This is a genomic window from Sphingorhabdus sp. (genome assembly GCF_044338195.1).
GTDB lineage: Bacteria > Pseudomonadota > Alphaproteobacteria > Sphingomonadales > Sphingomonadaceae > Sphingorhabdus_B.
In genome coordinates, this window is record NZ_JBIIMC010000003.1 from 96,749 (window position 1) to 121,946 (window position 25,198).

The window sequence follows — 25,198 nt, forward strand, 5'->3', positions numbered from 1 at the left end:
TCAGGCGGCCGACCGCGTCAGGAACGGTTCGTAAAAGCGTGTCAACTCGTCAATAACGACATCTGGGTCATCGATACGGTTCACGAAATTGCGAAACTCAGCAGAACCATTCAGCCCCTTGGTATACCAACCAATATGCTTGCGCGCGATGCGCAGGCCAACTTCGCCGCCATAATGATCGAGCATGGCGCGATAATGGTCCATGATCAGGTGGAACTGGGCATCAATGTCGGGGTCGGCAATCGTCTGCCCCGTCCGGAACCAATGCATCATCTGGCCCAAGAGCCAGGGTTTCCCATAAGCGCCGCGACCGACCATCACGCCATCGGCACCGCTTTGTTCAAGCGCATTGCGCGCGTCTTCGATGGTGCAAATGTCGCCATTGACGATGACCGGTAGCGATACTGCGTCTTTCACCTTGCGCACAAATGCCCAATCAGCTGAGCCCTTGTACATCTGGTTGCGTGTGCGGCCGTGGACGGTGATCATCTTTGCGCCTAGGTCTTCGGCGATACGGGCAAGTTCAGGTGCGTTCAGGCTGCCATGATCCCAGCCCATCCGCATCTTGACGGTAACCGGCACGGACACCGCCTTCACCGTTGCCTCGATAAGGCTGGCCGCCAGCGGCAAATCGCGCATCAATGCAGAGCCTGCATCGCCATTCACCACCTTTTTGACGGGGCAACCCATGTTGATATCGATAATCGCTGCGCCGCGGTCTTCGTTCAGTTTTGCCGCCTCACCCATTTCATATGGCGCGCAGCCAGCCAACTGCATCGACACAGGCTCTTCAATCGCATCCCATTCGCATTTTTGGATGCTCTGGCGCGTTTCGCGGATCATTGCTTGGCTCGCAATCATCTCGGTCACGTTTAAGCCTGAACCAAATTGCCGGACGATTTTGCGGAATGGCATGTCGGTGACGCCCGTCATCGGCGCCAAAATGACGGGACAATTGATTTCAATATTGCCGATTTGGATAGGTTTCAGCTGCATTTTCAAAACTTGCCTAAAATTTAGGCAGGCCGTTACCCGCTTTCGGCTTGGCGGGCAAGTGTGCTGTCGCTAGAGCGCGGCTATGGTATCTAAACCCATCACCGTTGCGCTCATTGTTGCCGCTGGCTCTGGAAGTCGCGTGGGCGGAGATATCCCCAAACAATTTCGCCCGGTACGCGGCAAACCCATGCTGCGGCACAGCTACGAAGCGCTGTCCGCGCATCCGTCGATTTCCAAGGTATATGTGGCCATTGGCGCGGGCCAAGAGGCAGAGGCTTCGGCAGCACTGCGCGGCTTACCCGCAGCAATCTTTGTTCAGGGCGGCGCGACACGCCGGGAAAGCGTGCATTTGGGCTTGAAGGCGATTGCAGCCGATGGGGGTGCCGACCAGATATTGATCCATGACGCCGCGCGGCCCTTTCTGCCCGGCACGGTCATTGACGATTTAATCAAAGCACTCGACGAAGCGCCCGGGGCTGTTCCTGCCCTGCCCGTTGTCGATAGCCTTTCCAGAGGCGACCAAAATCTGTCCGAAACCGTTGACCGCGAACATTTGTGGCGCATTCAAACACCGCAGGCCTTCGCCTTCGCCGATATTTTCGCCGCGCACGAAATTTGGGCCGGCGACGAGCCAACCGATGACGCCCGCATGCTTATGGCCCGTGGTGGGCAGGTCCGCATTGTTCCGGGATCAGAAGCGCTCAACAAATTCACCTTTTCAACCGATTTTGCAGGATCGACTATGCCGTCATTTCGCAGTGGCAATGGATTTGACGTGCATCGCCTTGTTCCCGATGCGGAACTGTGGCTGTGCGGCGTGCTCATTCCGCATGACAAGGGTCTTGCGGGGCACAGCGATGCGGACGTGGCCATGCATGCGCTCACCGATGCAATCTTGGGCGCCATAGCCAAGGGCGACATTGGCGACCATTTTCCGCCGACGGACCCACAATGGCGCGGTGCATCATCAGACAGGTTTCTGGCCTATGCGATGCAGCTCGCCCGCGACGAGGGCTATGCACTCGCCAATGCTGACGTGACCATCATTTGCGAACGCCCGAAGGTTGGCCCCTTCAGGGGACAGATGCGGCAACGGCTGGCCGAAATAATGGCTGTTGATGTTGATTGTATATCGGTAAAGGCAACAACCACCGAAAACTTGGGTTTTACAGGCCGCGGCGAAGGCATTGCTGCGCAAGCCACAGCTACTTTTGAGAAATATTGATTATGGAAACCGTTTTACCCGCCGATATCGCGCAAATGGCGGCGCGTGTTGTTGCCGAAAACAAGGCCGCTGGCCGCACTGTGGCTGTTGCTGAAAGCTGCACGGGTGGACTGGTGACTGCAGCCATCACCGAAGTCCCCGGCAGCAGCGCCATATTGGGCTCTGGCTATGTGACATATAGCAACGAAGCCAAAATGACGATGCTGGGCGTCAATGAAGATATCATCGACACCTTTGGCGCTGTGTCGGTCGCGGTCGCATGGGCGATGGCGCAGGGCGCGTTAAAGAAAAGTGGCGCAGACATTGCCGTGGCGATCAGCGGCGTGGCTGGTCCTGACGGCGGAACGGTGAACAAGCCCGTGGGCACGGTCGTTTTTGCAGTCGCGTTGAAAGGGCAAAATCCCGAAGACGTTGTCGGCGATAAAAAAGCGTTTGGCGAAGATAAAAGCCGCGCGGATATCCGCGCCTTTGCAACGCTTTATGCGCTTGAGCTTTTGCTGCCGCCTGCCCCGTAAAGTTCGTCCGCACGGTCAATGAATGCCGTCGTCATTTTGCGCAGGGCTGAATCAAAAAACTGTCCGGCTAGTGCCTCAAACACACGGTTGCGGAATGAAAAATCGACGGTGAAATCCACAATCGATCCGCCGCCCGCGACATCTTCAAAGGTCCAAGCGTTGTGCAAATGCTTCATGGGGCCATCAAGATAATCGACGACAATCGACGAATGCGGCGTTTTGACGACCCGGCTGCTGAAGGTTTCCCGAAGCGATTTGAAACCGACAATCATGTCCGCCAGCATTTCGTCCTCTTCATCCTTGCGAATGCGGATGGCGCTGACCCACGGCAAAAATTCGGGATAGCGCGCCACATCGGCCACCAGACTGTACATTTGTTCCGCACTATGCGGCAAATGGCGGCGTTCGTGATGATGCGGCATCGGGGCTGTTACCGCTTTTTGGCCAATTGCGCCGCGCGCGCATCGCGCATTTTCGCAAAATCATCGCCCGCGTGATAGCTGGACCGTGTGAGCGGGCTGGCTGCAACCAGAAGGAAGCCCTTGGCACGAGCAATGGCCGCATAAGCGTCAAATGCCGCTGGCGTTACAAAATCCATCACCTTGGTGTGCTTGGGCGTTGGCTGTAAATATTGGCCCATCGTCAGGAAGTCGATGTCTGCGCTGCGCATGTCATCCATGACCTGATGCACTTCCATCCGCTCTTCACCTAAGCCAAGCATGACGCCCGACTTGGTAAAAATGGAGGGGTCGTGGCGCTTTACGGTCTCCAGCAAGCGAAGCGATGCGTAATAACGCGCACCTGGCCGGATAGTTGGATAAAGCCGCGGAACCGTCTCCAGATTGTGATTGTACACATCGGGCCGCGCCGTAACGATGGCCTCGACCGCAGCTTGTGCCTTGTTCCGGAAATCCGGTGTCAGAATTTCAATTGTGGTGTTGGGCGTGTTGCGACGCAGCGCTTCGATCACCTTCACAAATTGGCTCGCGCCACCGTCGGGTAAATCGTCACGATCAACCGAAGTGATGACGATATGTTCTAGGCCCATTTTCGCGGCAGCAATCGCCACATGCTCCGGTTCTAACGGATCGACAGCGCGCGGCATTCCGGTTTTGACGTTGCAAAAGGCACATGCCCGCGTGCACACATCGCCCAGGATCATCACCGTTGCGTGCTTTTTGGTCCAACATTCGCCGATATTTGGGCAAGCCGCCTCTTCGCACACGGTGTTCAAATTCAAGTCCCGCATCAATTTGCGGGTCTCGTTAAAACCCGCGCCAGTAGGCGCTTTGACGCGGATCCAGTCCGGCTTGCGTTCGCGCACGGGGCGCTCGGGTATCGATATCGGAACGTTCATGTTGTGCGAATAGCCGCCGCACCCCAACTTGCCAACTGCAACTTGCCTGCTATGGGTTGCAAAATTCGCAAAGAGGTTATGATGATAATCGACACACTGACGTCGCCGGTAATTCTCTTTTTCGTCCTCGGCTTCATTGCTGCCGCACTTAAATCCGACCTCAGCATTCCCGAAGCCTTCGCAAAAGCCATGTCCATCTATCTCATGGCCGCCATTGGTTTAAAGGGCGGCGTTGAGGTTGCGAACAGTGGGGTCACTGCCGAAGTGGCCGCTGCTGCCTTGGCAGGCCTTGCCCTCAGCTTTCTTTTGCCGGTCATCGCATTCGCCTTGCTTCGGCAATTTGGCGGGCTTTCGAAAGTCGATGCCGGCGCGGTGGCCGCACATTATGGCTCGGTCAGCGTGGTGACGTTTGTGACCGCAAAGGAAATTCTCACCGGCCAAGGTCTCGGCCCGGCTGGCTATATGGTCGCCGTTCTTGCATTGATGGAGACCCCCGCCATTATTTCGGGCCTCATGCTCGCGCGGCGTGGCGACAAGGACGCGGGCGAAAAATCAGCGACGCCATGGCACGAAGTGCTCACCAATGCCTCGGTGATGATTTTGGTCGGCAGCTTCATCATTGGTGTTGTTGCCGGCAGCGATGGCTTCGCACCGATCAAGCCACTGTTCGATACCGGCTTCCGCGGGGTGCTTTGCTTGTTCCTGCTGGACATGGGGCTGATCGCCGCACGGCGGCTCATGCAGTCGCGCAAGATGAACCTTCGCTTGGTTAGCCTTGCTATTGTCATACCTTTGTTAAACGGGGCGATTGGTACCATTGTTGGAACATTGGTCGGTCTTGACGTGGCGTCGGCCGCTGCGCTTGGCATCTTGGCAGCCAGTGCCTCTTACATCGCCGTGCCGGCAGCGATGCGGCTTGCCCTGCCGAAAGCCGACCCCGGCATTTACCTCAGCATGTCACTTGGCGTGACCTTCCCTTTCAACATCATCTTTGGCATCAGCATTTTTGCGGCATTCGCCAAAGCAATAGGATGATTTATGATTCAAACTGTCAGCCGTAAGCGGATCGAAATTCTGGTGGATACGCCGCTTGTGCCGCGGGTTGTCGCGCAATTGAAAGCGGTCGACATATCTGGCTGGAGCGTCATCCATGTCGACTCTGGCGGTGGTCGCGCTGGTGCATGGCAGCAGGATGATGTCACGGGCGCGAGTGCCAAAACCATCGTGCTGGCCATCGCGTCAGAGACCAAAACGTCCGGATTGATTGAAGCGATTGCGCCTTTGCTCGACAGCTATGGAATGCTGCTGACCATCGGCGATGTGCAGGTTGTGCGCGGGGAAAGATTTTAATGCCGGAATTTGCTGTGCTGGTAGACGGATATCGCCGTTTCAAATCCGATGCCTATGTCCGCCAAAAAGCGCGCTATGACGAACTCGCAAATGATGGTCAGGCGCCGCCCATCATGATCATTTCCTGCTGCGACAGCAGGGTCGACCCTGCCACCGTGTTCGACACAAAGCCCGGCCAAGTTTTTGCGTTGCGCAATGTGGCAAGCCTTGTTCCGCCTTATGAAATTGGCGGCGGCTTGCATGGTGTGTCGGCGGCGATTGAATTTGGGGTAATGGGGCTGGAGGTGCGGCACATTGTCGTGCTTGGTCACGCCCAGTGCGGCGGCATTAAAGCGTCGTTAGAAGGTGCGAATATCGGCCACGGCGGGCACAGCTTCATTGATGGCTGGGTCGACATTATCCGCCCTGCCCGCGAAAAGATTTTAGCTTCGGCATCCGACGACCCCCAACATGATTTGGAACTGGACGCCATTCGCGTGAGTTTGAAAAACCTGCGCACATTTCCATTCATTGCAGAGCGCGAACAATCCGGGCAGCTGAAGCTACATGGTGCCTATTTCGGTATCGCCGACGGCAACCTCCACGTGCTGAATGTCCAAACCGACCAGTTTGAGGTACAATGACCCATCAGGTCGCCTTGCCAGCCTATTATAACGATCTTGACGCGAGTTTTGACGAAGCGTGGAATGTCGTTGAAGCCGGTGTAAAGGACCGGAACAGCCCCGCACACACACCGACCGTCGGGACCGTTGATGCAGACGGCACGCCGCAATTGCGCATCATGATCCTGCGCGCGGTGTCGCGTGATCTTCGGACCTTGCGCTTTCATACCGACGCGCGGTCGGACAAAACCGCGCAACTGCAGCAAGAGGCGGCCGCCAGTGTTATGGTCTATAACCCCGCCGCAAAGGCGCAAATCCGTCTATCCGGTCGAGCGCATATTGCCGCGCAAGGCGATGTAGCAGATATGGCATGGTCCGGTTCAACGCCATTTGCCCGCCGCTGTTACATGGCCGAAGCGGCGCCCGGCACGCCAATCGCGCAACCGTCATCAGGTTTGCCCGAATGGATTGAAGGCAAACAACCGGAAGAAGAACAATTGGCCGATTACCGGCGCAATTTTGCGGCTTTGATGTTTCAAGTCGACAGCATGGAATGGCTATATCTGGCCAATGCCGGGCACCGGCGTGCACGATGGCAGTGGGATCAGGCCCAAAATCTATGGCTTGGGAGCTGGCTGGTTCCCTAAACCGCGCCACGCTATCCTAATGGCTAAAGCGCCCCTCCTCTGCTGCAGTGGCGTTGCAGAGGAGGGGCGCTTCATGTAACCATTAACGCGTCATCTTCTTATAGGTTGCACGATGTGGGCGGGTGGCTTCGTCGCCAAGGCGCGCGATTTTGTCTTCTTCATAGGATTCAAAGTTGCCTTCAAACCATTCGACATGGCTGTCGCCTTCAAACGCCAAAATGTGCGTTGCAAGACGGTCAAGGAAGAAGCGGTCATGGCTGATGACCACGGCGCAACCTGCGAAGCTTTCCAACGCTTCTTCCAGTGCCGACAATGTTTCAACGTCCAAGTCGTTGGTAGGTTCATCGAGCAGAAGCACGTTGCCGCCTTCTTTCAACATCTTCGCCATGTGCACGCGGTTGCGTTCACCGCCGGACAATAGACCAACCTTTTTCTGCTGATCAGTACCCTTGAAATTGAACGCACCAACATAAGCGCGGGTCGGCGTTTCATGCTTGCCCAATTTCATAAAGTCGGCGCCGCCGGAAATTTCTTCCCACACATTCTTGTTGGGGTCGAGGTCATCGCGGCTCTGGTCAACAAAGCCCAACCGGACGGTTTCGCCGATTTCGATTTCACCCGAATCCGGAACTTCCTGACCGGTGATAAGACGGAACAAAGTCGATTTACCCGCACCGTTCGGGCCAATAACGCCCACAATGCCGCCCTGCGGAATGGTGAAGGACAGATTTTCAAAGAGCAATTTATCACCATAGGCCTTGGTCACATTCTTGACCTCAATAACCTTGCTGCCCAAACGCTCAGGGATTTGAATGACGATCTGCGCCTTGCCGGGTGCCCGGTTTTCCTGCGCCTCGACCAGCTGGTCAAACGATTTAATACGCGCCTTCGATTTGGTTTGCCGGGCCTTTGGACTTTGCCTGATCCACTCCAGCTCGTCCTTAATCGCCTTTTGACGACCCGCGTCTTCGCGCGATTCCTGCTCCAGACGCTTCGCCTTCTTTTCGAGATAGGTCGAATAATTGCCTTCATAAACAAAGTAACGACCGCGATCGAGCTCAAGGATCCAGCTGACGACATTATCCAAGAAATAGCGATCGTGGGTCACGAGAATGACGTTGCCCTTATAATCGACCAAATGCTTTTCCAGCCATGCAACGGACTCTGCGTCCAAGTGGTTGGTCGGTTCGTCGAGCAGCAGGATGTCTGGCTTTTCCAGCAAGAGCCGCGTCAGCGCGATACGGCGCTTTTCACCACCCGAAAGGCTGGTGACAGGGCTGTCACCGGGAGGGCAACGCAGCGCGTCCATGGCGAGCTCCAACTGGCTATCGAGCGACCAACCATCGACGGCATCAATCTTTTCCTGAAGCGTGCCCATTTCTTCCATGAGCGCGTCAAAGTCGGCATCTTCGGGCGGATCGCCCATGATGGTCGAAATCTCGTTGAAACGATCCACAAGGTCGGCAACCGCGCGAACGCCGTCCATGACATTTTCCTTGACCGTTTTGGTCGGGTCAAGCTCTGGCTCCTGCGCCAGATAGCCGACGCGGATATGTTCGCCGGGCCATGCTTCGCCGGTAAACTCTGTATCCATTCCGGCCATGATTTTCATCAGGGTGGATTTACCCGTACCGTTTGGCCCAACGATGCCAATCTTTGCATCCGGATAGAATTGCAGATTGATGTTGTTGAGGACGGGTTTGCTTGCGCCGGGGAAGGTTTTCGTCATTCCCTTCATTACGAAGCTATATTGGGCTGCCATGGGCTTTAATTCCTGTGTTGCATTACTTTTGATTTGGCCGCTTCCCTAGCTATCTGCGCGTTTCGCCGCAAGGTGGGATTGCAAATCCGCACGATGCGATTAAGCCTGCCAAGCATGAAGAAAAACATCCTATTGCTCGCCGCAGCCTCCACGCTGTTCCTTTCGCCATCACTCGCACTGGGCGCACCTGCGTCGCCGGACAGCGCTTCAGTCGCATCGATCCGCGACAAGGCTCTGCAGAGTGATAGTTTCGCTTATGAAATCGTCGAAGGACTCACCACCGAAATCGGCCCGCGGCAGGGTGGCACCGAAGCCGAAGCGCGCGCGCGCACTTGGTCGGTCAGCAAGCTGAAGGCACTCGGATTTGATAATGTCCGCATCGAAGAATATCAGATGCCCACATGGGTGCGCGGCGAAGAAGCCGCATCCATCGTCGCGCCCTTTCCGCAGAAACTCGCGATAGCCGCATTGGGCAATAGCGGCAGCACAGGCGAAGCCGGTCTCGAAGCCGAAATCGTATATTTCCCGACGATTGATGATCTGCGCGCAGCGCCCGATGGCAGCTTGAAAGGCAAAATTGCCTTTGTCAGTCACAATATGAAAGCAACGCAGGACGGCAGCAGCTATGGCGCATTTGGCCCTGCCCGCTTTGTCGGACCGAACATCGCCGCGAAAAAGGGTGCGGCGGCCATCGTCATCCGTTCAATCGGAACCGATTATCATCGTAACCCGCACACGGGGAACACCAACTTTGATCCCGGCGTCACGCCCATTCCGGCAGGCGCATTGTCGATACCCGACGCGGAAAATCTGGAGCGTATGATCGCACGCGGCAAGCCGGTGCGGATGAAGCTGAAGCTGACCCCAAAAAATGTCGGGATGCAGACCTCGGGCAATGTTCTGGCCGAGGTTAAGGGTTCTAACCCCGAACTTCCCATGATTGTCATCGCCTGCCATCTCGATAGCTGGGACCTTGGGACTGGCGCCATTGATGACGCCGCAGGTTGCGGGATCATCGGGGCGGCGGCCAAGCATTTGCAATCGATGGGCCAACCAAAGCGCACCGTGCGCCTGTTGTGGGCCGGCGCTGAGGAAGTCGGCATTTGGGGCGGCCGGGATTATGGCGAGAAGCACGCCAATGAGCCGCATGCCCTCGCCATGGAATCGGATTTCGGCGCGGGCAAAGTCTGGGCCGTCGATTTCCGCCTGCCCGAAAGCGCGTCGGCGCTTCGCGGTCAGATTGTTTCGGCATTGGCCCCGTTGGGCGTGGTTCCGCGCAAGGAACTGGCTGGCGGCGGCGCGGATATTGGCGCGATAATTGCCGCGCAGAAACTGGGCATCATTGACCTGCAGCAGGATGGCACAAAATATTTTGACCTGCATCACACGCCGGATGATACGCTCGACAAGATCGACAAAGCCGAATTGCGCCAAAACGTCGCGGCATGGGTTGCGACCTTGGCGCTCGTTGCAAATTATGACGGCGAATTGAAGCCAGAGGCAGCGCGTTGAAACACGCCTTTTTCTTAGGCATCATGCTTATGGTTGCGGGCTGTGGTGACACGGCCCCAACCGAAGCAGACAAGGCGGGTGAGGCGGATACGGCAGCGAACACGCAGAAAGAGGAACTGGCCGAGCAAAAGCTGACCATCGAACAAGCCGCGGAAGAAGCAACGAAGCTTATCGAGGCGGATGCAAAGGCTGAAATTGACGCGGCCAATTCAAGTGGCGGCGCTGCGCAGTAAATCATCGCAACATATCGCGGGCAACGCAGCACACGGAACGCAAAGCGATACCGGTCGCCCAAACGGCCAAATTCTGAAAGTTTTCCGAAGAAATGGTCGGGGAGACAGGATTCGAACCTGCGACCCTCTGGTCCCAAACCAGATGCGCTACCAGGCTGCGCTACTCCCCGACATGGGATCACTGGTATAACAATGTCCGCGCGGCTGGCTGCCTGCCTAATTCCACAAAAGTGAAACTGGTGGGCCCGGAGGGACTCGAACCCCCGACCTAGCCGTTATGAGCGGCCAGCTCTAACCAACTGAGCTACAGGCCCTGACCGGCTCGCCAACTGCATGCGCGCCGATAGCCGAACTTTGGGCGCGCTTGCAAGCCTTTATCTCACCCAAAAAGATTTAAATCGGCGCGCATTTGCAATTTCCGCCATCATTTGTCGGCCGAACATCGCTGTTCCGCCATATCATTATCCCTCTTCGTCTTTTAATCCGGTTAGCCCGTCATGGACGGCGGGAAGCGACACGATCAGCGCTTGATTGTAAAAACGCAAATCTCCGCCAACATTTCGCGCAAGGTTCCGCACCAGGCGTAACGAAAAACCGAGTCCAAGTAATGGCGCGTCATGAGAATCATCGAGCGGACCGGAACCGAACAGTTCGCTCTCGTCCATGTCGATCAGCTTTTTAGGCAAGGTCAGCACGAACCGGTTAACCGCATTCAAACCGGGCTCCGTCCGGAAACGACCATCCAGGATCTCGCCCGGTGCGCAGCCGATGATGACGGCAGACAATAGCCGTGAGAAAAGACGTTCCGCCAGATGGTTATCCAACGCAAATGGCTGGACAGGATGCGCCTGCTCCAAATTGAGGGTTACCTGCAAAACGTTGCTCAGCGCGCGGAGCCGCTCTGCCAACCGAAGCGAAAGCCAATCGCAATCGGTTGAACCGACCTCCGTAACATAGGTTCCGGTCTCAATTTTTGCAGCGGTTGAAAGATCATCAAAACCCGACAGCAGGCGCTGGGCATCGTGCAGGATATTTCCCGCAATTGTGCGATATTCTTCGGTCACGGGTCCAAAGAGTTGCTGTTCAATAATTTCGGAAAAGCCAATAATGGCGCCCAACGGCGTACGTAGTTCGTGCAACAATTGCTGGATGTTTTCCGCATCATGCGTGTCGCCTTCCGGTATGTGCGCGACTTCAGCGAGATTGGGGCGACGCAATATCCCGCGATAGCCGTTGAACCGTCCGCTGGCAGGTTCAAAAAACGGTACCGCATTGATCCGCCAGTCCCCGGCAATCGCGGGCGCGCCGCAGAGGCGCATGCGCGCATTTTCAAGCGGCATTTTTTGGCGAAAGGCAGCGGCGCCATACGCATCTGGTCCGGCCCCCGCGTCAAAAGCGGGTTCCGCGATATTCACGCCGACAACCGCCCCCGCAGGCGCGCCCTCAATCCAGCTTATCGTGCCATGTTGGTCGGTTTCGAAGCGTATTTGGTCAATAGGTTCGGCAAAGGAAACGGGCTGTTCGATTAAAGGTTCAACAGATGTTTCAGCCGGATCATGCTGTTCCCGCGCAATCCGCAATTTTTCGATGCGCTCAACAATGTCCCGGATTTGCAAAACCTGTGGTGCAGGCGCGACCGTCTCAGCCTCGCTTTTGTCGCAAGCGGGCGCGGAATCTGCCGAAGACAATAGCCGAAGCGCACGCAGCGTCATGGGGCCAATGTCCCTGCGGTTGCGCACATATTCGCGCGCACGGGTGGACATATGGGGGACGATATCTGCCCACTCCGTGTCACTTAGCCGCGCACCACGGACCGCCGCTGCGGCAACCGCCGGGACATCGCCCGACAGCAGCAACATCAAAGGTGCAGAACGCAGTCGCCCGGACAAGCCACGCACACATTGTTCGCGCAGCGTTGCGGGAATGATGTCCATCAACTGCCGTACTTTTTGTAATCCGGATTCCACCGTGACCGGATCAAAGTCCGACGAATTTTCCGCTAACATATCCACGAGTTGTTGCCATTTGGCATATAAGCCAACGCTGCCATCGTCCGCCTGACGCAAAGTGGTTTCAAGGCGGTCGTCAAAGCGCAAATTCGGCAACTCCCAATGCGATGTTATCCGTGCTGTGGCCGCCGGATAACCAGATATCAGGACGTGCGAAAGCGACAAAATTGGGGCGTCACACTTTGGGACAATTGCAATATAATATAATTATATTATAAAGCGGGGGCATAATCGAAATGGAAATAACAAGATCATGGCCAATATGAACCTAGATGCGATAGATTTGAAGCTTTTGGCGGAATTGCAGGCTGATGGTCGCATTACCAATGTGGAGCTTGCATCCAAGGTTGGGCTGACAGCCCCGCCCTGCTTGCGGCGTATGCGCGCGTTGGAACAATCGGGCACGATTAAGTCCTATCACGCAGATGTGGATGCCAGCGCGTTGGGCTACACAATCACCGTATTTGCGATGGTCAGCTTAAAAAGTCAGGCCGAAGAGGATCTGAAGGCGTTTGAGCAGCATGTTCGGGCGCTCCCCGATGTACGCGAATGCCATATGCTGAATGGCGAAATTGACTTCATCCTGAAAATCGTCGCGCGCGACCTGCAGTCATTTCAGGAATTTCTGACATCGCAGCTAACGTCCGCGCCAAATGTGAGCAGCGTCAAAACGTCGCTGACCATTCGCACCGCAAAAGACGAACCGGGCGTGCCAATACCGATGCCATAAAAAAAGGGCCCGATTGCTCAGGCCCTTTTTCAATCAATTATCGCAAAGCTTAAGTCGCTGGCGTTGCCGCAGGCGCCGCTGCTGGTGCAGGCTTTTCCAAATGGTTGATATATATCACCCAATATTCGGCAATTGCCTTGCGGTTTGCACCGGTAATCTGCGCAAAGTCGGCTTTCGCGCCAGCATAATCACCGAGCATGGCTTTCGACATGGCGAGGCGGAAACGGGTGCGGTCGGTCTGGTTTCCGCCATCCTTATCCAGCACGGGACCTTTGCTTAAGGCTGTCTCGTACAGATCCTTGGCGGTCTTATAATCCTTGTGCGAGAAGAATGAGTCACCGGTCAGCGTCGCCAACATCGCTCTAGGGCTCGCTTTTGCAGGAGCGATCGTTCCCGCCAATGTACGGGTATCTTCGGCCAAACGTGCCTTCGCCTCGTTATAACGCTCGCTGAAGGTCACGTTGTTCCGCGAGATGACGCCCTTTGCAAAGCCTTCGTCCAATACAGACACAGCCTCTGCCGGATAACGCACACCAATATAGCTCAAGCTGTCGAGATACTCGGCATATTCTTGTTGAAAGCGCAAACCATTGGTCGCGCGCATCAAACGCATGAGATCAAGGGACTCTTCAGGGTTCGTGTTGAGCGAACGATTGAAGAACGCAAGCGCATCATGCCAATAATCGGGGTTATTTTCGGCGATTACCAAATCCTTGTAGAAATTCGCGGCACCGGCAAAATCCCTCGCTTTTGCCGAAAGGTTGGCGGCGCGAATGACATAGGATTTGTTGACCGGTCCGGCCGCCTTGCTCGCTGCAATCGCCTTGCCGATCCAAACGATAGCGTCAGCATCTTTATTCTGCTGCGACATGGCGTTGGAAATCAGAAACTCGATATTGTTGGCGCGGTAACCAAGGTTGTACGCATCAATCATGCTCTTTTCAGCGTCGGCAAACCGCTTGCCATCATAAGCAATCGCGCCCTTGCGGAACGTATATGCCTGCTTCATTTCCACAGGCGTCGTTGCGGATGCGAGCAACAGATCGATACCTTGATCCTGCAAAGCCGTGTCTTTTGCAGAAACGCCGATGTTGACGGCCAAAATGCCGGCTTCATAACGATCATCATCATTGGCAATGGCAGCCAGAATTTTCGGAAATTCAGCCTTCGCTGCCGCTGCATCCTTGGTTTTGTTCAAAAGATTGGCGACGGGCATATAAGCCGCGATGAACGGCTTGGAATAATTTCTCTTGGGAGCGGCAGGCGTGGCTTCCTTCCCCTTCTTTTCTTTCTTTTCCTTCTTTGGCTTTTCATCAGACTGCGCAAAAGCAGGCGCAGCGGTTACTGCGAACAATGAAAGTGCAAGGGCAAATTTTGAAACCAGCTTCATTTAACTCTCCGGGATTATAGATGTATTGCCGTGTGCTTCGGTTAACGTCGTGTATAGGACCTTGCCATCTTCGGTGCAATTGACATAGCGCAGTCGCATGAATTCCCGTTGAACGAACCAGAGGAAAATTCAAGTGCCAGAACGCACAGCAGTGATAATTGGCGCACGTGGGGGCATTGGTGCGGCACTTGCCGATGCTTTGGACGCGGGCGATCAATATGACCGCGTCATTCGGCTGCATCGCGCAAGCGCGCCAGCAATCGACATTTTGGATGAGGCAAGCATAGCCGCCGCAGCAAGCGATTTGGCAGGCACAGCGCTGCAATTGGTCATCGTGGCCACAGGGTTGCTGCATACCGCCAATAAGGGGCCGGAAAAAAGCCTGCGCGAGCTTGATCCCGAATGGATGATGGAGAATTACCGCATCAATGCGGTTGGCCCCGCATTGGTGGCGAAACATTTTCTGCCGATCATGGCCAAGCAAGGCCCAATCTGCTTTGCGGCGCTCTCCGCCCGCGTGGGCAGCATCTCGGACAATCGCCTTGGCGGATGGCATAGCTATCGCGCGTCGAAATCCGCGCTCAATATGTTCATCCGGAACATTGCGATCGAATGGCAGCGCAAAAATGCGCAATCTATTGTGGTTGCCCTGCATCCCGGCACCGTCGAGACGCAGTTGAGCGCGCCATTTAAGGGCAATCCGGCGCATGAACGCTTCGTCCCTGCCCGCGCTGCTGCGGACATGCTTGGCGTGCTTGCAGGCCTAAAGCCTGAGCAAAGCGGCCAGATTTTCGCTTATGACGGCAGCGTCGTCGCCCCGTGATAGCCCAGTGGGCGTGAATCTGTGGATAAGCTGTAGAAAACACCCCTATTTGGGCAGTCGCTTGTGGCCATATGACCGACTTGGGTCTATGGCTTAGTGACCCAAAAAATATAAGGATTTTCGCGCTGTGAGCGACGACATAGTTACAATGGAACCATCGGACATTTCGCCAGTCGACATCGTCGATGAAATGAAGTCGAGCTACCTCGATTATGCGATGTCGGTCATTGTATCCCGCGCCCTGCCGGACGTACGTGACGGCCTGAAGCCCGTTCACCGCCGCATATTGTTCGCAAGCCAGGAAGGCGGCTTTGTCGCTGGCCGACCATATCGTAAATCGGCAAAGATTGTCGGCGACGTCATGGGCAACTATCACCCGCATGGCGACAGCGCGATTTACGACGCACTTGCCCGTATGACGCAAGATTGGTCGATGCGCGTGCCGCTGATCGATGGTCAGGGTAACTTTGGATCGATGGATCCGGATCCACCCGCATCGATGCGGTACACCGAAGCACGGTTGAACAAGGTCGCCAATGCGCTGTTGGATGATCTCGACAAAGACACCGTCGATTTTCAACCCAATTATGATGGCAGCCGCGAAGAGCCTCAGGTTCTGCCTGCACGCTTCCCCAACCTGTTGGTAAATGGCGCTGGCGGTATTGCCGTCGGCATGGCCACCAACATCCCGCCACATAATCTCGGCGAAGTTATCAAGGCCTGCTTGGCCTATATCGATAATCCGGCCATTTCTATTGATGAGCTGATCGAGATCGTCCCTGCCCCTGATTTTCCCACTGGCCCATTAATCCTTGGCACCGGCGGCGCACGTTCGGCCTATCGCGAAGGCAAGGGCTCCATCATGCAGCGCGCCCGCCACGAGATTGAAGAAGGAAAAGGCGATCGTCGCTCTATCGTCCTGACCAGCATTCCGTTTCAGGTCGGCAAATCCGCCCTGGTCGAAAAAATCGCCGAAGCCGCGAAGGACAAGCGTATCGAGGGTGTTTCCGACATTCGCGATGAATCCAGCCGCAAGGGCGTGCGCATCGTCATCGATCTGAAGCGTGATGCGACCACCGATGTGGTGCTCAACCAATTGTGGCGCCACACACAGGCGCAATCGAGCTTCCCCGCCAATATGCTCGCCATTCGCGGCGGACGGCCTGAGGTTCTCAACCTGCGCGACATCATCGAGGCATTCATCCGCTTCCGTGAAGAGGTTATCACCCGCAGAACCAAGTTCGAACTGAACAAAGCGCGCGAACGTGCGCATTTGTTGCTTGGACTTGTCGTTGCCGTCACCAATTTGGACGAAGTCGTCCGCATCATCCGCGGATCGGCCAGCCCGGCTGAGGCACGCGCCGCGTTGATCGCCCGCAAATGGCCAATCGCCGAAATCGCGTCGTACATCAAATTGGTGGAAGCGGTCGAAACCGAAATTTCCGGCGACAGCTATCAATTGTCAGAGCTTCAGGTTCGCGCCATTCTTGAACTGCGCCTGCACCGTCTAACGGCGCTTGGCCGCGATGAAATTGGCAAGGAACTTCAGGGTCTTGCCGAGAGTATCGCAGAATATCTCGCAATTTTGGGCGACCGCGTAAAGCTGTACGCGGTTCTGCGTGAAGAGCTGGTCGCCATTGACGCCGAATTTTCGACGCCGCGCTTGTGCGAAATCACCGCAAGTTGGGACGGTCTTGATGACGAAGACCTCATGGAGCGTGAGGAAATGGTCGTCACCGTCACCCACGGCGGATACATCAAACGGACCGCACTGGCCGCTTTCCGCGCCCAAAACCGTGGCGGCAAGGGCCGCGCGGGTATGGCGACCAAGGATGAAGATGCCGTCACCGAACTGTTCGTCACCAGCACGCACACACCCGTATTGTTCTTCTCAAACATTGGTAAGGTCTATCGCTTAAAGGTTTGGAAGCTGCCCGAAGGCGGCCCGTCGACCCGCGGTCGGCCCATGGTCAACCTGCTGCCATTGGGCGAAGGCGAAGTCATTTCCAACGTTTTGACGCTGCCTGAGGACGAAGCCGAATGGGGCGGCCTCAGCGTCGTATTTGCCACGGCCAAGGGCTATGCCCGCCGTAACAGCATGGACGCATTTGCCAATGTCCCAAGCAACGGCAAAATCGCCATGAAGTTCGAAGGCGAAGATGCCGATGACAAGCTGATCGGTGTTGAGTTGTTAAGCGCCGAAGACGACGTCTTGCTGGCAAGCCGCAACGGCAAGGCGATCCGCTTTGCCGCGGACGACATTCGCGAATTCCAAAGCCGCGCTTCAACAGGTGTTCGCGCCATGAAGCTCGCCAAGGGTGACGAGGTTATCTCGCTATCCATCCTTCAGCGCGTGGGCACTTCGCCCGAAGAGCGCGAAGATTATCTGCGTTTTGCGCCGTGGAAGCCCGAAAAGGAAGGCGAGCCCACAATGTCGGCAGAACGCATCGCGGAGATGGCGGAGCGTGAACAGTTCATCCTAACCGTATGCGCCAATGGCTATGGCAAATTGTCATCGGCTTATGGATATCGCCGCACCGGTCGTGGTGGTCAGGGTATCACCAATATCGACAATATCGAACGCAACGGCCCCGTTGTCGCCAGCTTCCCTGCAACCAAGGGGGATCAGCTGATGCTCGTCACGGACCAGGCAAAGCTGATCCGCATGCCACTGGACAGCTTGCGCGTCCTAGGCCGTGGCACCGCAGGCGTGCGTTTGTTCAACGTTGGCGACAATGAACATGTTGTCGGCGCAGCGAAGATTGACGAGAGTGATGAAGCCGAGGATGCTGATGCTGGCGGGCCTGACAGCGCCGAAGCTATTTCGGTGATTAGTCCGGGGGTTTGACTGGTTGAAGGCCGCGAATGCCGTCAGCCTATCTGAAGTTTGCAAGTCGTCCTTCCGGTAGACTGAACGCTTTGGATTTCCACGCGTTACGGAAGCTAAATGAAATTTCGACATCGCTTAACAACTTTGGTCCGTTAAGGTCCAAAGTTTTCCACTTTTTTGATATTCGCGAGTATCCGCCGACCGTTTGCTCTTCGCCGTACTCATTATACCAAGATGAAACCGGCACCTCGGTATGGTGGTCGGAAAATACACCTCGCCATAAAGTCTTCTCGTCGGGGTCAATAAACCAAAGATTCTTGAAATAAAATGCGTGCGCCCATTTTTCCCAAGGCCGAATAACATGCTGCTTAATATGCAAACCACTGGAAACTGTGGTGGCATTTTCCCTCATCTTCTTGGACAAAATACTAACCCATATCACTGGCACACCGGCCGCTATGTAGGCGCTGGTTCGCCGCTCGATTGCATCATAAAGAATTGGTGTATGTTGAACTTCTATCGCAACTCTAGCGCCGCTGGCATATGTCAACAACACATCGGCTCTTCGATCACCTCCGCTCGAAAGCACCTCGGCTTCGAATTCGGCTTGGAATGATCTCGCACGGAATGCATCCCTAATAACGGTCTTAGCCAATAGATGTTCACGTGTTTCACCTTTAGCCCAAGAACAGTCACTTAGCGGCTTGTGGGCAAAGTGATGGATCACAATCCTGCCCTGCTTGAATATAACGTCTTCGCCGCAATTTGGGCAGGTATAAGTTGGGCCTTTTGTGGCACTTAAGGCGTCAAGCCGCTGGTTCTCGTGAAGCGCAACTAACATGTTTTATTTATACCAAAGCACATGGTTGCAGTCGAGGTTTGAATTTTGGGTTACGGTGACGGCCCACTTAACTCTCTCCGTCAAGAATCGCTCGGAATGTTGCCTTCAAATTGCGCTGCCCCCTCGTGAGCGGTATGCCAACGCGGAGCAGCGGACATCCACATATCAGCTTGAACCTTGAAACCAGTTGCATCATCGAAAGCGCCTACCTTGATAGCGACTATAGTCGGATTGCTGTCAGGCCTTGAAAACAGCTGAACGCCACACTGGCTACAAAAACTGGTGCCACCACTCGTTGGCTTTGCCTTGTATACTGATGGCTCACCATCAATAAGCTCGAAGCCAGCGTCGTTGAAAACCCACGTCAAGTTGGCCGATCCCCCTGCCATATATTGGCAATCACGGCAGTGGCACGCGACGCCGCCGAGTGGCTCACCGTGCACAGCAAATCTAATATTGCCGCAACGGCAGCCGCCAGTCCTCATTAACATCTCCGCACACAGAACTAAGCCTTTTTCGGTATAAGAGAAACTGGCTGGACAAGCAATCAACGCACAGCTCTCCCATATCATCCAATATTGTCATCCTCGCGAACGCGGGGATCCATGGCCGGAAATGTCGGGCTATCTAACGCCCGTTGTTCGAACCTCTTGGCCAGCCCATGGATTCCCGCTTTCGCGGGAATGACAAAATGGGGGTACACACGAGGAGGCTTCAAAAGCCTTGTTCTTCCGGCCTATCCCGACCATGCGTGCAATTCACCCATCACATATGTAAACCCATGGCCCGCAGGCCCAGGACATCCGCCAAATTATGCCTCTCCAATTGCTCGCCGGTCAATAATATCGTCTAAAACTTGCTTCAATGAAGCAATGTCGTCGTCTTCAAGTCTGCCCAAATGTTTAATCGTCAAACTTTGCTCAATCGTGGCAATGACTGGCTTTATTGCCGAAGGCTTCAGCAGGCCTGCCGCTTCCCATTCGACAACCACTGAATCACCAAAGCTGCTTTGTTCCCTGACTTGGCTTGTGATCGCCATGATGATGAAGTCTGGCCGTTCCGCATTATAGCGCGCTGTGCTGAGAATAACCGCCGGGCGCTTCTTGCTGCTACTTTGGTCGGTAAACGGAAACGGTACCAATATGATGTCGCCAAAACCCAGCCCGACGGGATCAAATGGCATCGTAGACTGCATCTTCAGGATTGTTCCAGATTGCGGTAAAGGCGGGCGCGCTGGTTAAAGTCGCCGCGCGCGTCATCGCTCTGGCGGATGACGGTTCATTGTCCAATTGCTTGAGCGATGCGCGCAGTAACGCCTCCATCTGCGCCGGATCGAGCAATCCCGCCTCCGCAGCATCGCGCGCCAGATCGTCGGGCAAGGATATTTGGACGATTTTCATGCCGACGGAATATCATAAAGCAGCGCGCAATATCAACCCTCTCCACCGTATAACGAACTGCCACAACATCCCCTTTCCTACAAATAACCAAATGGGTTATATCATGTCTTTTGAAGGAAAGAGACATGGACCACAGGCCCGACGACAACCCTCCCCCCTCCTCCCTCCAACATGACGCCGACGCGCGGCTGCCTGCGGCTGCGTATCTCCGTTACCAATCGCGTGCCGATGGCTGGAGCGCGGGGCGGCAGGCGGCTTTTCTGGCGCATCTGGCCGATAATGGCGTGGTTGCCGATGCCGCCCGCGCGGTGGGGATGTGCGTTAGCGGCGGTTACGCGCTGCGCCGCACCACAGCCGGCTATGCGTTCAATCTGGGATGGGAAGCGGCATTGATCATCGCCCGGCGCATCGTTGCCGACCGACTGATGACCGCCGCGATCAAGGGCGAAGAGGCCCGATGGGTGCGCGAAGAAGGCATCACCACATATACGCGGCAAAATACGAAGCTATCCCTGACCCTGCTTGACCGCGTCAATCCGGCACGGACGTTGGAAGAGGTCATGGCGGTTGCATCGCGATTTGACCTGCTTTTACAGCTGATCGACGATGGCGTCAGCGCGGAGGAAATGTGGGATTATCTTTTCGACGATGCCTTGCCACATAGCGACATGGGCGCGCGGGAAAGGGTTCGGGCTGCGCTTCTACTTACTGAAGAATCCACGGGTTTTGGCGATGGCCACGAAGATGGCGATGCCCAAGCAGATGCACCAGTGGAGTATAAATCAATCGACGGCCCGCCGAGGCAGACCGCCCGTTCATTCCTCTCCCGCCGGATAATGCCCGCGTTTGACCAAGGTTTGCGCCACGCCCACCGCAATCATCAACACGCCAAAATAATAAAGATACCAAATCGCGATGCCCGATACCTTGGAATTTGCGAGCGGGCCAAGCTCCGCGAATATCAGCAAGTCCGAAATGACGAACAAAACCGCGCCCAATCCCACACGATAGCGCGGGAAATTGCTGCTCCACGCCATGGCGGCCATCGCGGCCAAAATGACGCTATAGGCCGCAACCTGAACCGCTTCGTCGGTGGTGGGCGGCAGGCCATAAGCAATCACCGGCGTCAGCAGGAAAATCGCGATTGCGAGCAGTTTCTGGCTAAAGGTCGGCGCCACACGCCGGTGCCGGAAATACAGCCAGATGGCGACCAGATGACCGACGGCAAAGGCCAGCGCCCCTGCAACCATGCTGAATTCAATCAAACCGTCACCCAGCGCATAAAAGGCCAATATGATGGCCAAAGGCACAAATTCCCCTACATGATGCCGGTGCAGCGCAAAGGGCACAAGCAAGCCGACGCCCGCCATTTTCCAGACGAGGGCAATCAATCCGCCGTCGAGGGGAAGGAAGAGCCACGTCGCAGGAAAGCTGATACCTGCAACAAGGCTGGCAAGCAGCCACGGTCGTTTATGTGCAAGGTCCTGTGTCAAATTGTTTCCCCAACTTATGTGCGTCGTCATGCTGAACTTGTTTCACCTTCGGTGACTGACGTTCCAGCATCCATCGTGCCACGCAAACCGGAGGGCAGAGAGGATAAATGGACCCTGAAACAAGTTCAGGGTGACGATAATTCAACTTTCAAATGCTTGGCTAAGCAAGAGATCCAGTCAGCACAAGCGGAATGTAATTGATCATGCTATCCGCCGTCAGCCCAGGCCCCGCACGCACGCCGATGTCGCCATGCAGCCACGCGCCCATGCAGGCCGCATCAAAGGCCGGAACACCTTGTGCCATCAATCCGCAGATCAGGCCGGTGAGCACATCGCCCGACCCCGCGGTTGCCAACCATGGCGATGCATGGCGGTTGACGGCAACACGTCCGTCTGGCGCGGCGATGTGGGTTTGCGGACCTTTCAATAGGACCACTGCCCCCGACCGCTCCGCCGCACGCAATGCTGCCGCCGCGCGATCGGCGAGATCGATATCGGGAAACAACCGGGCAAATTCGCCGGCATGCGGGGTCATGACGTCAACGGAACACAGATGGTCGAAAAGCCGCGCAGGATCGCCCGCAAACGCAGTAATCGCATCGGCATCCAGCACCGTCGGGATGTCGCGGCTCAGCAGCGCGCAGACAATATCCTTTATGCCCGCCCCCGCCCCCGGCCCAATGGCGAGCGCCGTCACGCGGCGGTCGATACACGCCAACGCATCGTCCGCCTCCCGCAACATGATCGCGGTGACATGCGCGGCCTGCTCCACCAGCGCGGCGCGTTCCCCGATGATGGTCACCAGCCCTGCCCCGACCGCCAAAGCCGCCTGCGCCGCCAACCGCGACGCGCCGCTGTGCAACGGCGGCCCGCTCCACAGCATCGCATGGCCCCGGCTATATTTATGCGCGTCGGACGGCGGCGGGACCAGCGTTGGCCGGGTGATCGTGCCGTCTTCGGTCAGGTTAAGCGTAAATCCCATAGTCCATCTTGCCGCTTTTACCTGTGCAGCGTCAAAGATTTTTGATAGCCGCCCCACATGACCAAATCATATGACGTTCAAATTATCGGTGGCGGCTTGGCAGGGTGCGAGGCGGCTTGGCAATTGGCGCAGCGCGGAATGCGGGTGAAGCTTTCGGAAATGCGCGGTTCAGGCGACATGACGCCAGCGCACCAGACCGACGGGCTTGCCGAATTGGTATGCTCAAATAGCTTTCGTTCCGATGATGCGGAAAACAACGCCGTTGGCCTTTTGCATCAGGAAATGCGCGATCTGGGGTCGCTCATCATGCAAGCCGCTGAAGTGGCGAAGGTTCCCGCCGGATCGGCGCTCGCTGTTGATCGTGATGTTTTCTCAGAAACCGTTAGCAAGCATCTGGAAAATCATCCAAATATCGACATCGTGCGCGAACGTGTGGATATCATTCCCACCGACCGCCCCGTCATCATCGCCACGGGTCCGCTGACCGCGACCAACCTTGCCGAAAGCATCATGGCGAAAACCGGTGAGGATCGCCTTGCCTTTTTCGACGCAATTGCCCCGATTGTGTACCATGACAGCATCGATATGGACATCGCATGGTATGCCTCACGCTGGGACAAGGGCGAAGGTAAGGATTATATCAACTGCCCCATGGATGAAGCGCAATATCGCGCCTTTCATCAGGGTTTGCTTGATTCCGAAAAATCGGAATTCAAGGAATGGGAAACCAACACACCCTATTTCGAAGGATGCATGCCCATTGAGGTCATGGCGTCGCGCGGATTGGATACGCTACGCTTTGGCCCGATGAAGCCGGTCGGCTTGGATAATCCGCGCACGGGACGCTGGGCCCATGCCGTGGTGCAGCTGCGTCAGGACAATAAGCAAGGCACATTGTGGAACATGGTCGGGTTCCAAACCAAGATGAAACATGGCGCGCAAGTTGAACTGCTGCGCACCATCCCCGGGCTGGAAAAGGCGGAATTTGCGCGGCTTGGCGGCTTGCACCGCAATACATTCATTCGCGCGCCAATTCTTTTGGACCGTCAACTACGGCTGAAATCATCGCCGCATATCCGCTTTGCCGGACAGATTACGGGTTGCGAAGGCTATGTCGAAAGCAGCGCGGTTGGGCTGATGGCGGGGATTATGACCGCGGCGGAGATTTCAGGGCGCACCGTCACACCGCCGCCGCCGACCACCGCGCTTGGCGCGCTTTTGGGGCACATCACGGGGGATGCGCTGGCCGATGACTATCAACCCATGAACATCAATTTCGGGCTCTTCGCGCCGCTGGACGAAAAAGTGCACAAAAAATCGCGCAAGGCCGCGATGACGGGCCGTGCGCGGGCGGACTTAAACAGTTGGATCAGCGCGCAAAAGGTTGCGGCTTAACAGCGGCATCCCGGCTTTGCGGTCTGTTTCGGCCGGGTCTGCGCAAATTCCTTGCGGGTGAGCAACTGGTCCTTGTTCCTGTCCGCGCCCGCGAAGCGTTCTCCGGTGGCCGCCGCCCATTCTTCAAAAGTGAGCAAATTATTGCCATCGCGGTCCAATGCTTTGAACGCCTTCGTTCGGCTGCCCATCATTTCGACGCGGGAAATAAGCTCATCCCGGTTGCGATCATAACGGTTGAAACGCATTTCCTCACGGCTTGCCTTTGGCGCTTCGGGCGGCGCCGGGCCGAATGCCGGCGCATTGGGCCCCGCTTGCGGCAAAGCATCCGAGATCGCCTCAGGCGGCGGCGCGGCGGGGATAAGGTTCGGCTGGTTCGCCTGCGTCTGCCAGAACCAAAGCCCTGAAACGACGAGCAACAATGCCGCTACACCGCCAACCAATATCCGCTGCATGACCTTCCCCCCATGATGACATCACGGCGATAGGGCCACAAAGCTACCACCCCGTCAAGGCATGCCCAATAAGCCGCAATCCCGACACATTGCGAACCGACATCGCCAAAATGGACAAGGGACGAATTTTTCGGCCTTTAGGCAACGCCGGAAGTGGCTGATTATCTAACGCAACGAATTTTGATGGGAATTCCACACGCAACGCATCCATCGCCCATTGCTGTGACAAAGAACGGACATCGCATCCCTCGCCCATCCAAGCGGCGTAAGATCCAAAGATCGCGTCCCCACGCAAAGCGGCATGTGCTTCAACATCCTGTGCGGCCCACTCCTCCTCGCCCAGCAACAATTCCCATGCCGAGACCAAGTCCTCCAACGCAGACGGTGAAATGACATCCCCACACGCGCCGAGCGTTTGCAGTAAAGGTTCGCCCTTTGGTCGCAGCGCAGGTTCCGCGGCAAAAGCATCACGCCACCACGCCAATTTGATTTGCGCGATCATGGGCTCCCGCGCTTTGCGCACGATGTCGGTAAAGCGCATATCCAATTGCAGCAACAGGATGAAAGCAGGGCGAAATGCAACTGGCGTATAGGCCGCCGCAAGGTTGGCCGGAGGCGGCAATTGTGACGGGATAGCGTTCATAACGTCGTTGG

27 protein-coding genes and 2 tRNA genes are annotated in these 25,198 nt (G+C 56.1%); 12 read left to right on the top strand and 17 right to left on the bottom strand.

The window, feature by feature from the left end; genetic code table 11:
• A complete protein-coding gene (gene dusB, locus ACIQZK_RS01765) occupies positions 1 to 996 on the bottom strand; it encodes a tRNA dihydrouridine synthase DusB (RefSeq protein WP_324476654.1) in 996 nt (331 codons plus the stop codon).
• A gap of 82 nt (positions 997 to 1,078) precedes the next feature.
• On the opposite strand from dusB, the gene ACIQZK_RS01770 reads away from it, so the two are divergent.
• On the top strand, positions 1,079 to 2,221 hold the full coding sequence (locus ACIQZK_RS01770; protein ID WP_397574638.1) for a bifunctional 2-C-methyl-D-erythritol 4-phosphate cytidylyltransferase/2-C-methyl-D-erythritol 2,4-cyclodiphosphate synthase: 1,143 nt from the start codon (positions 1,079 to 1,081) through the stop codon (positions 2,219 to 2,221).
• A 2-nt stretch (positions 2,222 to 2,223) separates the two neighbouring features.
• Complete coding sequence (locus ACIQZK_RS01775; protein WP_397574639.1) at positions 2,224 to 2,736, top strand: CinA family protein; 513 nt, start codon at positions 2,224 to 2,226, stop codon at positions 2,734 to 2,736.
• On the opposite strand, the gene ACIQZK_RS01780 is transcribed toward ACIQZK_RS01775, so the two are convergent.
• Both ACIQZK_RS01780 and lipA read right to left on the bottom strand, forming a co-directional pair.
• Positions 2,700 to 3,158, bottom strand: a complete 459-nt coding sequence (locus ACIQZK_RS01780; RefSeq protein ID WP_397574640.1) for a type II toxin-antitoxin system RatA family toxin — start codon at positions 3,156 to 3,158, stop codon at positions 2,700 to 2,702. The two genes, ACIQZK_RS01775 and ACIQZK_RS01780, sit on opposite strands and share 37 nt — an antisense overlap.
• A gap of 8 nt (positions 3,159 to 3,166) precedes the next feature.
• Positions 3,167 to 4,093: a lipoyl synthase gene (gene lipA, locus ACIQZK_RS01785; protein ID WP_183940818.1), complete on the bottom strand. Its 927-nt coding sequence runs from the start codon at positions 4,091 to 4,093 to the stop codon at positions 3,167 to 3,169.
• Between the two features lie 78 nt (positions 4,094 to 4,171).
• On the opposite strand from lipA, the gene ACIQZK_RS01790 reads away from it, so the two are divergent.
• The 4 genes from ACIQZK_RS01790 to ACIQZK_RS01805 are packed head-to-tail and all read left to right on the top strand — an operon-like array spanning position 4,172 to position 6,692.
• Entirely contained in the window at positions 4,172 to 5,128 is a 957-nt protein-coding gene (locus tag ACIQZK_RS01790) for a sodium-dependent bicarbonate transport family permease (protein ID WP_397574641.1), read from the top strand.
• Between the two features lie 3 nt (positions 5,129 to 5,131).
• Positions 5,132 to 5,443, top strand: a complete 312-nt coding sequence (locus tag ACIQZK_RS01795) for a P-II family nitrogen regulator (RefSeq protein WP_395635751.1) — start codon at positions 5,132 to 5,134, stop codon at positions 5,441 to 5,443.
• A complete protein-coding gene (locus ACIQZK_RS01800; RefSeq protein ID WP_397574642.1) occupies positions 5,443 to 6,066 on the top strand; it encodes a carbonic anhydrase in 624 nt (207 codons plus the stop codon). The genes ACIQZK_RS01795 and ACIQZK_RS01800 overlap by 1 nt, the downstream gene beginning before the upstream one ends.
• Entirely contained in the window at positions 6,063 to 6,692 is a 630-nt protein-coding gene (locus tag ACIQZK_RS01805; protein ID WP_397574643.1) for a pyridoxamine 5'-phosphate oxidase family protein, read from the top strand. The genes ACIQZK_RS01800 and ACIQZK_RS01805 overlap by 4 nt, the downstream gene beginning before the upstream one ends.
• 82 nt (positions 6,693 to 6,774) lie before the next feature.
• Here ACIQZK_RS01805 and ettA read toward each other — a convergent pair whose 3' ends face one another.
• Positions 6,775 to 8,454 (bottom strand): energy-dependent translational throttle protein EttA, encoded by a 1,680-nt coding sequence (ettA, locus tag ACIQZK_RS01810; protein WP_397574644.1) that lies wholly within the window; start codon positions 8,452 to 8,454, stop codon positions 6,775 to 6,777.
• Positions 8,455 to 8,568: 114 nt separating this feature from the next.
• On the opposite strand from ettA, the gene ACIQZK_RS01815 reads away from it, so the two are divergent.
• Together ACIQZK_RS01815 and ACIQZK_RS01820 are read left to right on the top strand one after the other, a co-directional pair.
• Positions 8,569 to 9,966 (top strand): M28 family peptidase, encoded by a 1,398-nt coding sequence (locus ACIQZK_RS01815; protein WP_397574645.1) that lies wholly within the window; start codon positions 8,569 to 8,571, stop codon positions 9,964 to 9,966.
• 23 nt (positions 9,967 to 9,989) lie between these two features.
• Positions 9,990 to 10,199 carry a hypothetical protein gene (locus ACIQZK_RS01820; protein ID WP_397574646.1) on the top strand — a complete coding sequence of 70 codons (210 nt, stop codon included), beginning with the start codon at positions 9,990 to 9,992 and terminating at the stop codon, positions 10,197 to 10,199.
• 93 nt (positions 10,200 to 10,292) lie between these two features.
• Here ACIQZK_RS01820 and ACIQZK_RS01825 read toward each other — a convergent pair.
• From ACIQZK_RS01825 to ACIQZK_RS01835, 3 genes are all read right to left on the bottom strand, one after another.
• Positions 10,293 to 10,369, bottom strand: a tRNA-Pro gene (locus ACIQZK_RS01825).
• A gap of 67 nt (positions 10,370 to 10,436) precedes the next feature.
• A tRNA-Ile gene (locus ACIQZK_RS01830) sits at positions 10,437 to 10,513 on the bottom strand.
• Between the two features lie 147 nt (positions 10,514 to 10,660).
• Entirely contained in the window at positions 10,661 to 12,295 is a 1,635-nt protein-coding gene (locus ACIQZK_RS01835; protein WP_397574647.1) for a histidine kinase dimerization/phospho-acceptor domain-containing protein, read from the bottom strand.
• A 166-nt stretch (positions 12,296 to 12,461) separates the two neighbouring features.
• Between ACIQZK_RS01835 and ACIQZK_RS01840 the strand changes: the two genes are divergently transcribed.
• A complete protein-coding gene (locus ACIQZK_RS01840; protein ID WP_397574648.1) occupies positions 12,462 to 12,938 on the top strand; it encodes an Lrp/AsnC family transcriptional regulator in 477 nt (158 codons plus the stop codon).
• A 49-nt stretch (positions 12,939 to 12,987) separates the two neighbouring features.
• Here the strand turns inward: ACIQZK_RS01840 and ACIQZK_RS01845 are convergent, their stop codons facing one another.
• Entirely contained in the window at positions 12,988 to 14,328 is a 1,341-nt protein-coding gene (locus tag ACIQZK_RS01845; RefSeq protein ID WP_397574649.1) for a hypothetical protein, read from the bottom strand.
• A 127-nt stretch (positions 14,329 to 14,455) separates the two neighbouring features.
• On the opposite strand from ACIQZK_RS01845, the gene ACIQZK_RS01850 reads away from it, so the two are divergent.
• Together ACIQZK_RS01850 and gyrA are read left to right on the top strand one after the other, a co-directional pair.
• Positions 14,456 to 15,151, top strand: coding sequence for an SDR family NAD(P)-dependent oxidoreductase (locus ACIQZK_RS01850; RefSeq protein WP_397574680.1), 696 nt, complete (start codon positions 14,456 to 14,458; stop codon positions 15,149 to 15,151).
• Positions 15,152 to 15,299: 148 nt separating this feature from the next.
• The gene (gyrA, locus tag ACIQZK_RS01855) at positions 15,300 to 17,999 is read left to right on the top strand and encodes a DNA gyrase subunit A (RefSeq protein ID WP_397574681.1); all 2,700 of its coding nucleotides are present in this window, start codon (positions 15,300 to 15,302) and stop codon (positions 17,997 to 17,999) included.
• 28 nt (positions 18,000 to 18,027) lie between these two features.
• On the opposite strand, the gene ACIQZK_RS01860 is transcribed toward gyrA, so the two are convergent.
• The 7 genes from ACIQZK_RS01860 to ACIQZK_RS01890 form a co-directional block, all read right to left on the bottom strand.
• Complete coding sequence (locus ACIQZK_RS01860) at positions 18,028 to 18,822, bottom strand: competence protein CoiA (protein WP_397574650.1); 795 nt, start codon at positions 18,820 to 18,822, stop codon at positions 18,028 to 18,030.
• Between the two features lie 80 nt (positions 18,823 to 18,902).
• A complete protein-coding gene (locus ACIQZK_RS01865) occupies positions 18,903 to 19,394 on the bottom strand; it encodes a GFA family protein (protein ID WP_397574651.1) in 492 nt (163 codons plus the stop codon).
• A 239-nt stretch (positions 19,395 to 19,633) separates the two neighbouring features.
• The gene (locus ACIQZK_RS01870) at positions 19,634 to 20,005 is read right to left on the bottom strand and encodes a type II toxin-antitoxin system PemK/MazF family toxin (protein ID WP_397574652.1); all 372 of its coding nucleotides are present in this window, start codon (positions 20,003 to 20,005) and stop codon (positions 19,634 to 19,636) included.
• On the bottom strand, positions 19,995 to 20,222 hold the full coding sequence (locus tag ACIQZK_RS01875) for a hypothetical protein (RefSeq protein WP_397574653.1): 228 nt from the start codon (positions 20,220 to 20,222) through the stop codon (positions 19,995 to 19,997). Before ACIQZK_RS01875 ends, ACIQZK_RS01870 begins: the two co-directional genes overlap by 11 nt.
• 101 nt (positions 20,223 to 20,323) lie before the next feature.
• Complete coding sequence (locus ACIQZK_RS01880) at positions 20,324 to 20,719, bottom strand: hypothetical protein (RefSeq protein ID WP_397574654.1); 396 nt, start codon at positions 20,717 to 20,719, stop codon at positions 20,324 to 20,326.
• 318 nt (positions 20,720 to 21,037) lie between these two features.
• Positions 21,038 to 21,715: a lysoplasmalogenase family protein gene (locus ACIQZK_RS01885; protein WP_397574655.1), complete on the bottom strand. Its 678-nt coding sequence runs from the start codon at positions 21,713 to 21,715 to the stop codon at positions 21,038 to 21,040.
• 160 nt (positions 21,716 to 21,875) lie between these two features.
• The gene (locus ACIQZK_RS01890; protein WP_397574656.1) at positions 21,876 to 22,697 is read right to left on the bottom strand and encodes an NAD(P)H-hydrate dehydratase; all 822 of its coding nucleotides are present in this window, start codon (positions 22,695 to 22,697) and stop codon (positions 21,876 to 21,878) included.
• Between the two features lie 57 nt (positions 22,698 to 22,754).
• Between ACIQZK_RS01890 and trmFO the strand changes: the two genes are divergently transcribed.
• A complete protein-coding gene (gene trmFO / locus ACIQZK_RS01895) occupies positions 22,755 to 24,092 on the top strand; it encodes a methylenetetrahydrofolate--tRNA-(uracil(54)-C(5))-methyltransferase (FADH(2)-oxidizing) TrmFO (RefSeq protein ID WP_397574657.1) in 1,338 nt (445 codons plus the stop codon).
• On the opposite strand, the gene ACIQZK_RS01900 is transcribed toward trmFO, so the two are convergent.
• Both ACIQZK_RS01900 and ACIQZK_RS01905 read right to left on the bottom strand, forming a co-directional pair.
• Positions 24,089 to 24,544 carry a hypothetical protein gene (locus tag ACIQZK_RS01900; RefSeq protein WP_397574658.1) on the bottom strand — a complete coding sequence of 152 codons (456 nt, stop codon included), beginning with the start codon at positions 24,542 to 24,544 and terminating at the stop codon, positions 24,089 to 24,091. The genes trmFO and ACIQZK_RS01900 overlap by 4 nt on opposite strands.
• A gap of 43 nt (positions 24,545 to 24,587) precedes the next feature.
• Positions 24,588 to 25,187 carry a hypothetical protein gene (locus tag ACIQZK_RS01905; protein WP_397574659.1) on the bottom strand — a complete coding sequence of 200 codons (600 nt, stop codon included), beginning with the start codon at positions 25,185 to 25,187 and terminating at the stop codon, positions 24,588 to 24,590.
• Between the last annotated feature and the right edge of the window lie 11 nt (positions 25,188 to 25,198).

Excerpts from the sequence above, each read along its gene's own strand:
- dusB (WP_324476654.1), bottom strand. The coding sequence starts at position 996 with ATGCAGCTGAAACCTATCCAAATCGGCAATATTGAAATCAATTGTCCC.
- ACIQZK_RS01770 (WP_397574638.1), top strand. The coding sequence starts at position 1,079 with ATGGTATCTAAACCCATCACCGTTGCGCTCATTGTTGCCGCTGGCTCT.
- ACIQZK_RS01775 (WP_397574639.1), top strand. The coding sequence starts at position 2,224 with ATGGAAACCGTTTTACCCGCCGATATCGCGCAAATGGCGGCGCGTGTT.
- ACIQZK_RS01780 (WP_397574640.1), bottom strand. The coding sequence starts at position 3,158 with ATGCCGCATCATCACGAACGCCGCCATTTGCCGCATAGTGCGGAACAA.
- lipA (WP_183940818.1), bottom strand. The coding sequence starts at position 4,093 with ATGAACGTTCCGATATCGATACCCGAGCGCCCCGTGCGCGAACGCAAG.
- ACIQZK_RS01790 (WP_397574641.1), top strand. The coding sequence starts at position 4,172 with ATGATGATAATCGACACACTGACGTCGCCGGTAATTCTCTTTTTCGTC.
- ACIQZK_RS01795 (WP_395635751.1), top strand. The coding sequence starts at position 5,132 with ATGATTCAAACTGTCAGCCGTAAGCGGATCGAAATTCTGGTGGATACG.
- ACIQZK_RS01800 (WP_397574642.1), top strand. The coding sequence starts at position 5,443 with ATGCCGGAATTTGCTGTGCTGGTAGACGGATATCGCCGTTTCAAATCC.
- ACIQZK_RS01805 (WP_397574643.1), top strand. The coding sequence starts at position 6,063 with ATGACCCATCAGGTCGCCTTGCCAGCCTATTATAACGATCTTGACGCG.
- ettA (WP_397574644.1), bottom strand. The coding sequence starts at position 8,454 with ATGGCAGCCCAATATAGCTTCGTAATGAAGGGAATGACGAAAACCTTC.
- ACIQZK_RS01815 (WP_397574645.1), top strand. The coding sequence starts at position 8,569 with ATGAAGAAAAACATCCTATTGCTCGCCGCAGCCTCCACGCTGTTCCTT.
- ACIQZK_RS01820 (WP_397574646.1), top strand. The coding sequence starts at position 9,990 with ATGCTTATGGTTGCGGGCTGTGGTGACACGGCCCCAACCGAAGCAGAC.
- ACIQZK_RS01840 (WP_397574648.1), top strand. The coding sequence starts at position 12,462 with ATGGCCAATATGAACCTAGATGCGATAGATTTGAAGCTTTTGGCGGAA.
- ACIQZK_RS01845 (WP_397574649.1), bottom strand. The coding sequence starts at position 14,328 with ATGAAGCTGGTTTCAAAATTTGCCCTTGCACTTTCATTGTTCGCAGTA.
- gyrA (WP_397574681.1), top strand. The coding sequence starts at position 15,300 with ATGGAACCATCGGACATTTCGCCAGTCGACATCGTCGATGAAATGAAG.
- ACIQZK_RS01860 (WP_397574650.1), bottom strand. The coding sequence starts at position 18,822 with ATGTTAGTTGCGCTTCACGAGAACCAGCGGCTTGACGCCTTAAGTGCC.
- ACIQZK_RS01865 (WP_397574651.1), bottom strand. The coding sequence starts at position 19,394 with ATGATATGGGAGAGCTGTGCGTTGATTGCTTGTCCAGCCAGTTTCTCT.
- ACIQZK_RS01870 (WP_397574652.1), bottom strand. The coding sequence starts at position 20,005 with ATGCCATTTGATCCCGTCGGGCTGGGTTTTGGCGACATCATATTGGTA.
- ACIQZK_RS01875 (WP_397574653.1), bottom strand. The coding sequence starts at position 20,222 with ATGAAAATCGTCCAAATATCCTTGCCCGACGATCTGGCGCGCGATGCT.
- ACIQZK_RS01890 (WP_397574656.1), bottom strand. The coding sequence starts at position 22,697 with ATGGGATTTACGCTTAACCTGACCGAAGACGGCACGATCACCCGGCCA.
- trmFO (WP_397574657.1), top strand. The coding sequence starts at position 22,755 with ATGACCAAATCATATGACGTTCAAATTATCGGTGGCGGCTTGGCAGGG.
- ACIQZK_RS01900 (WP_397574658.1), bottom strand. The coding sequence starts at position 24,544 with ATGCAGCGGATATTGGTTGGCGGTGTAGCGGCATTGTTGCTCGTCGTT.
- ACIQZK_RS01905 (WP_397574659.1), bottom strand. The coding sequence starts at position 25,187 with ATGAACGCTATCCCGTCACAATTGCCGCCTCCGGCCAACCTTGCGGCG.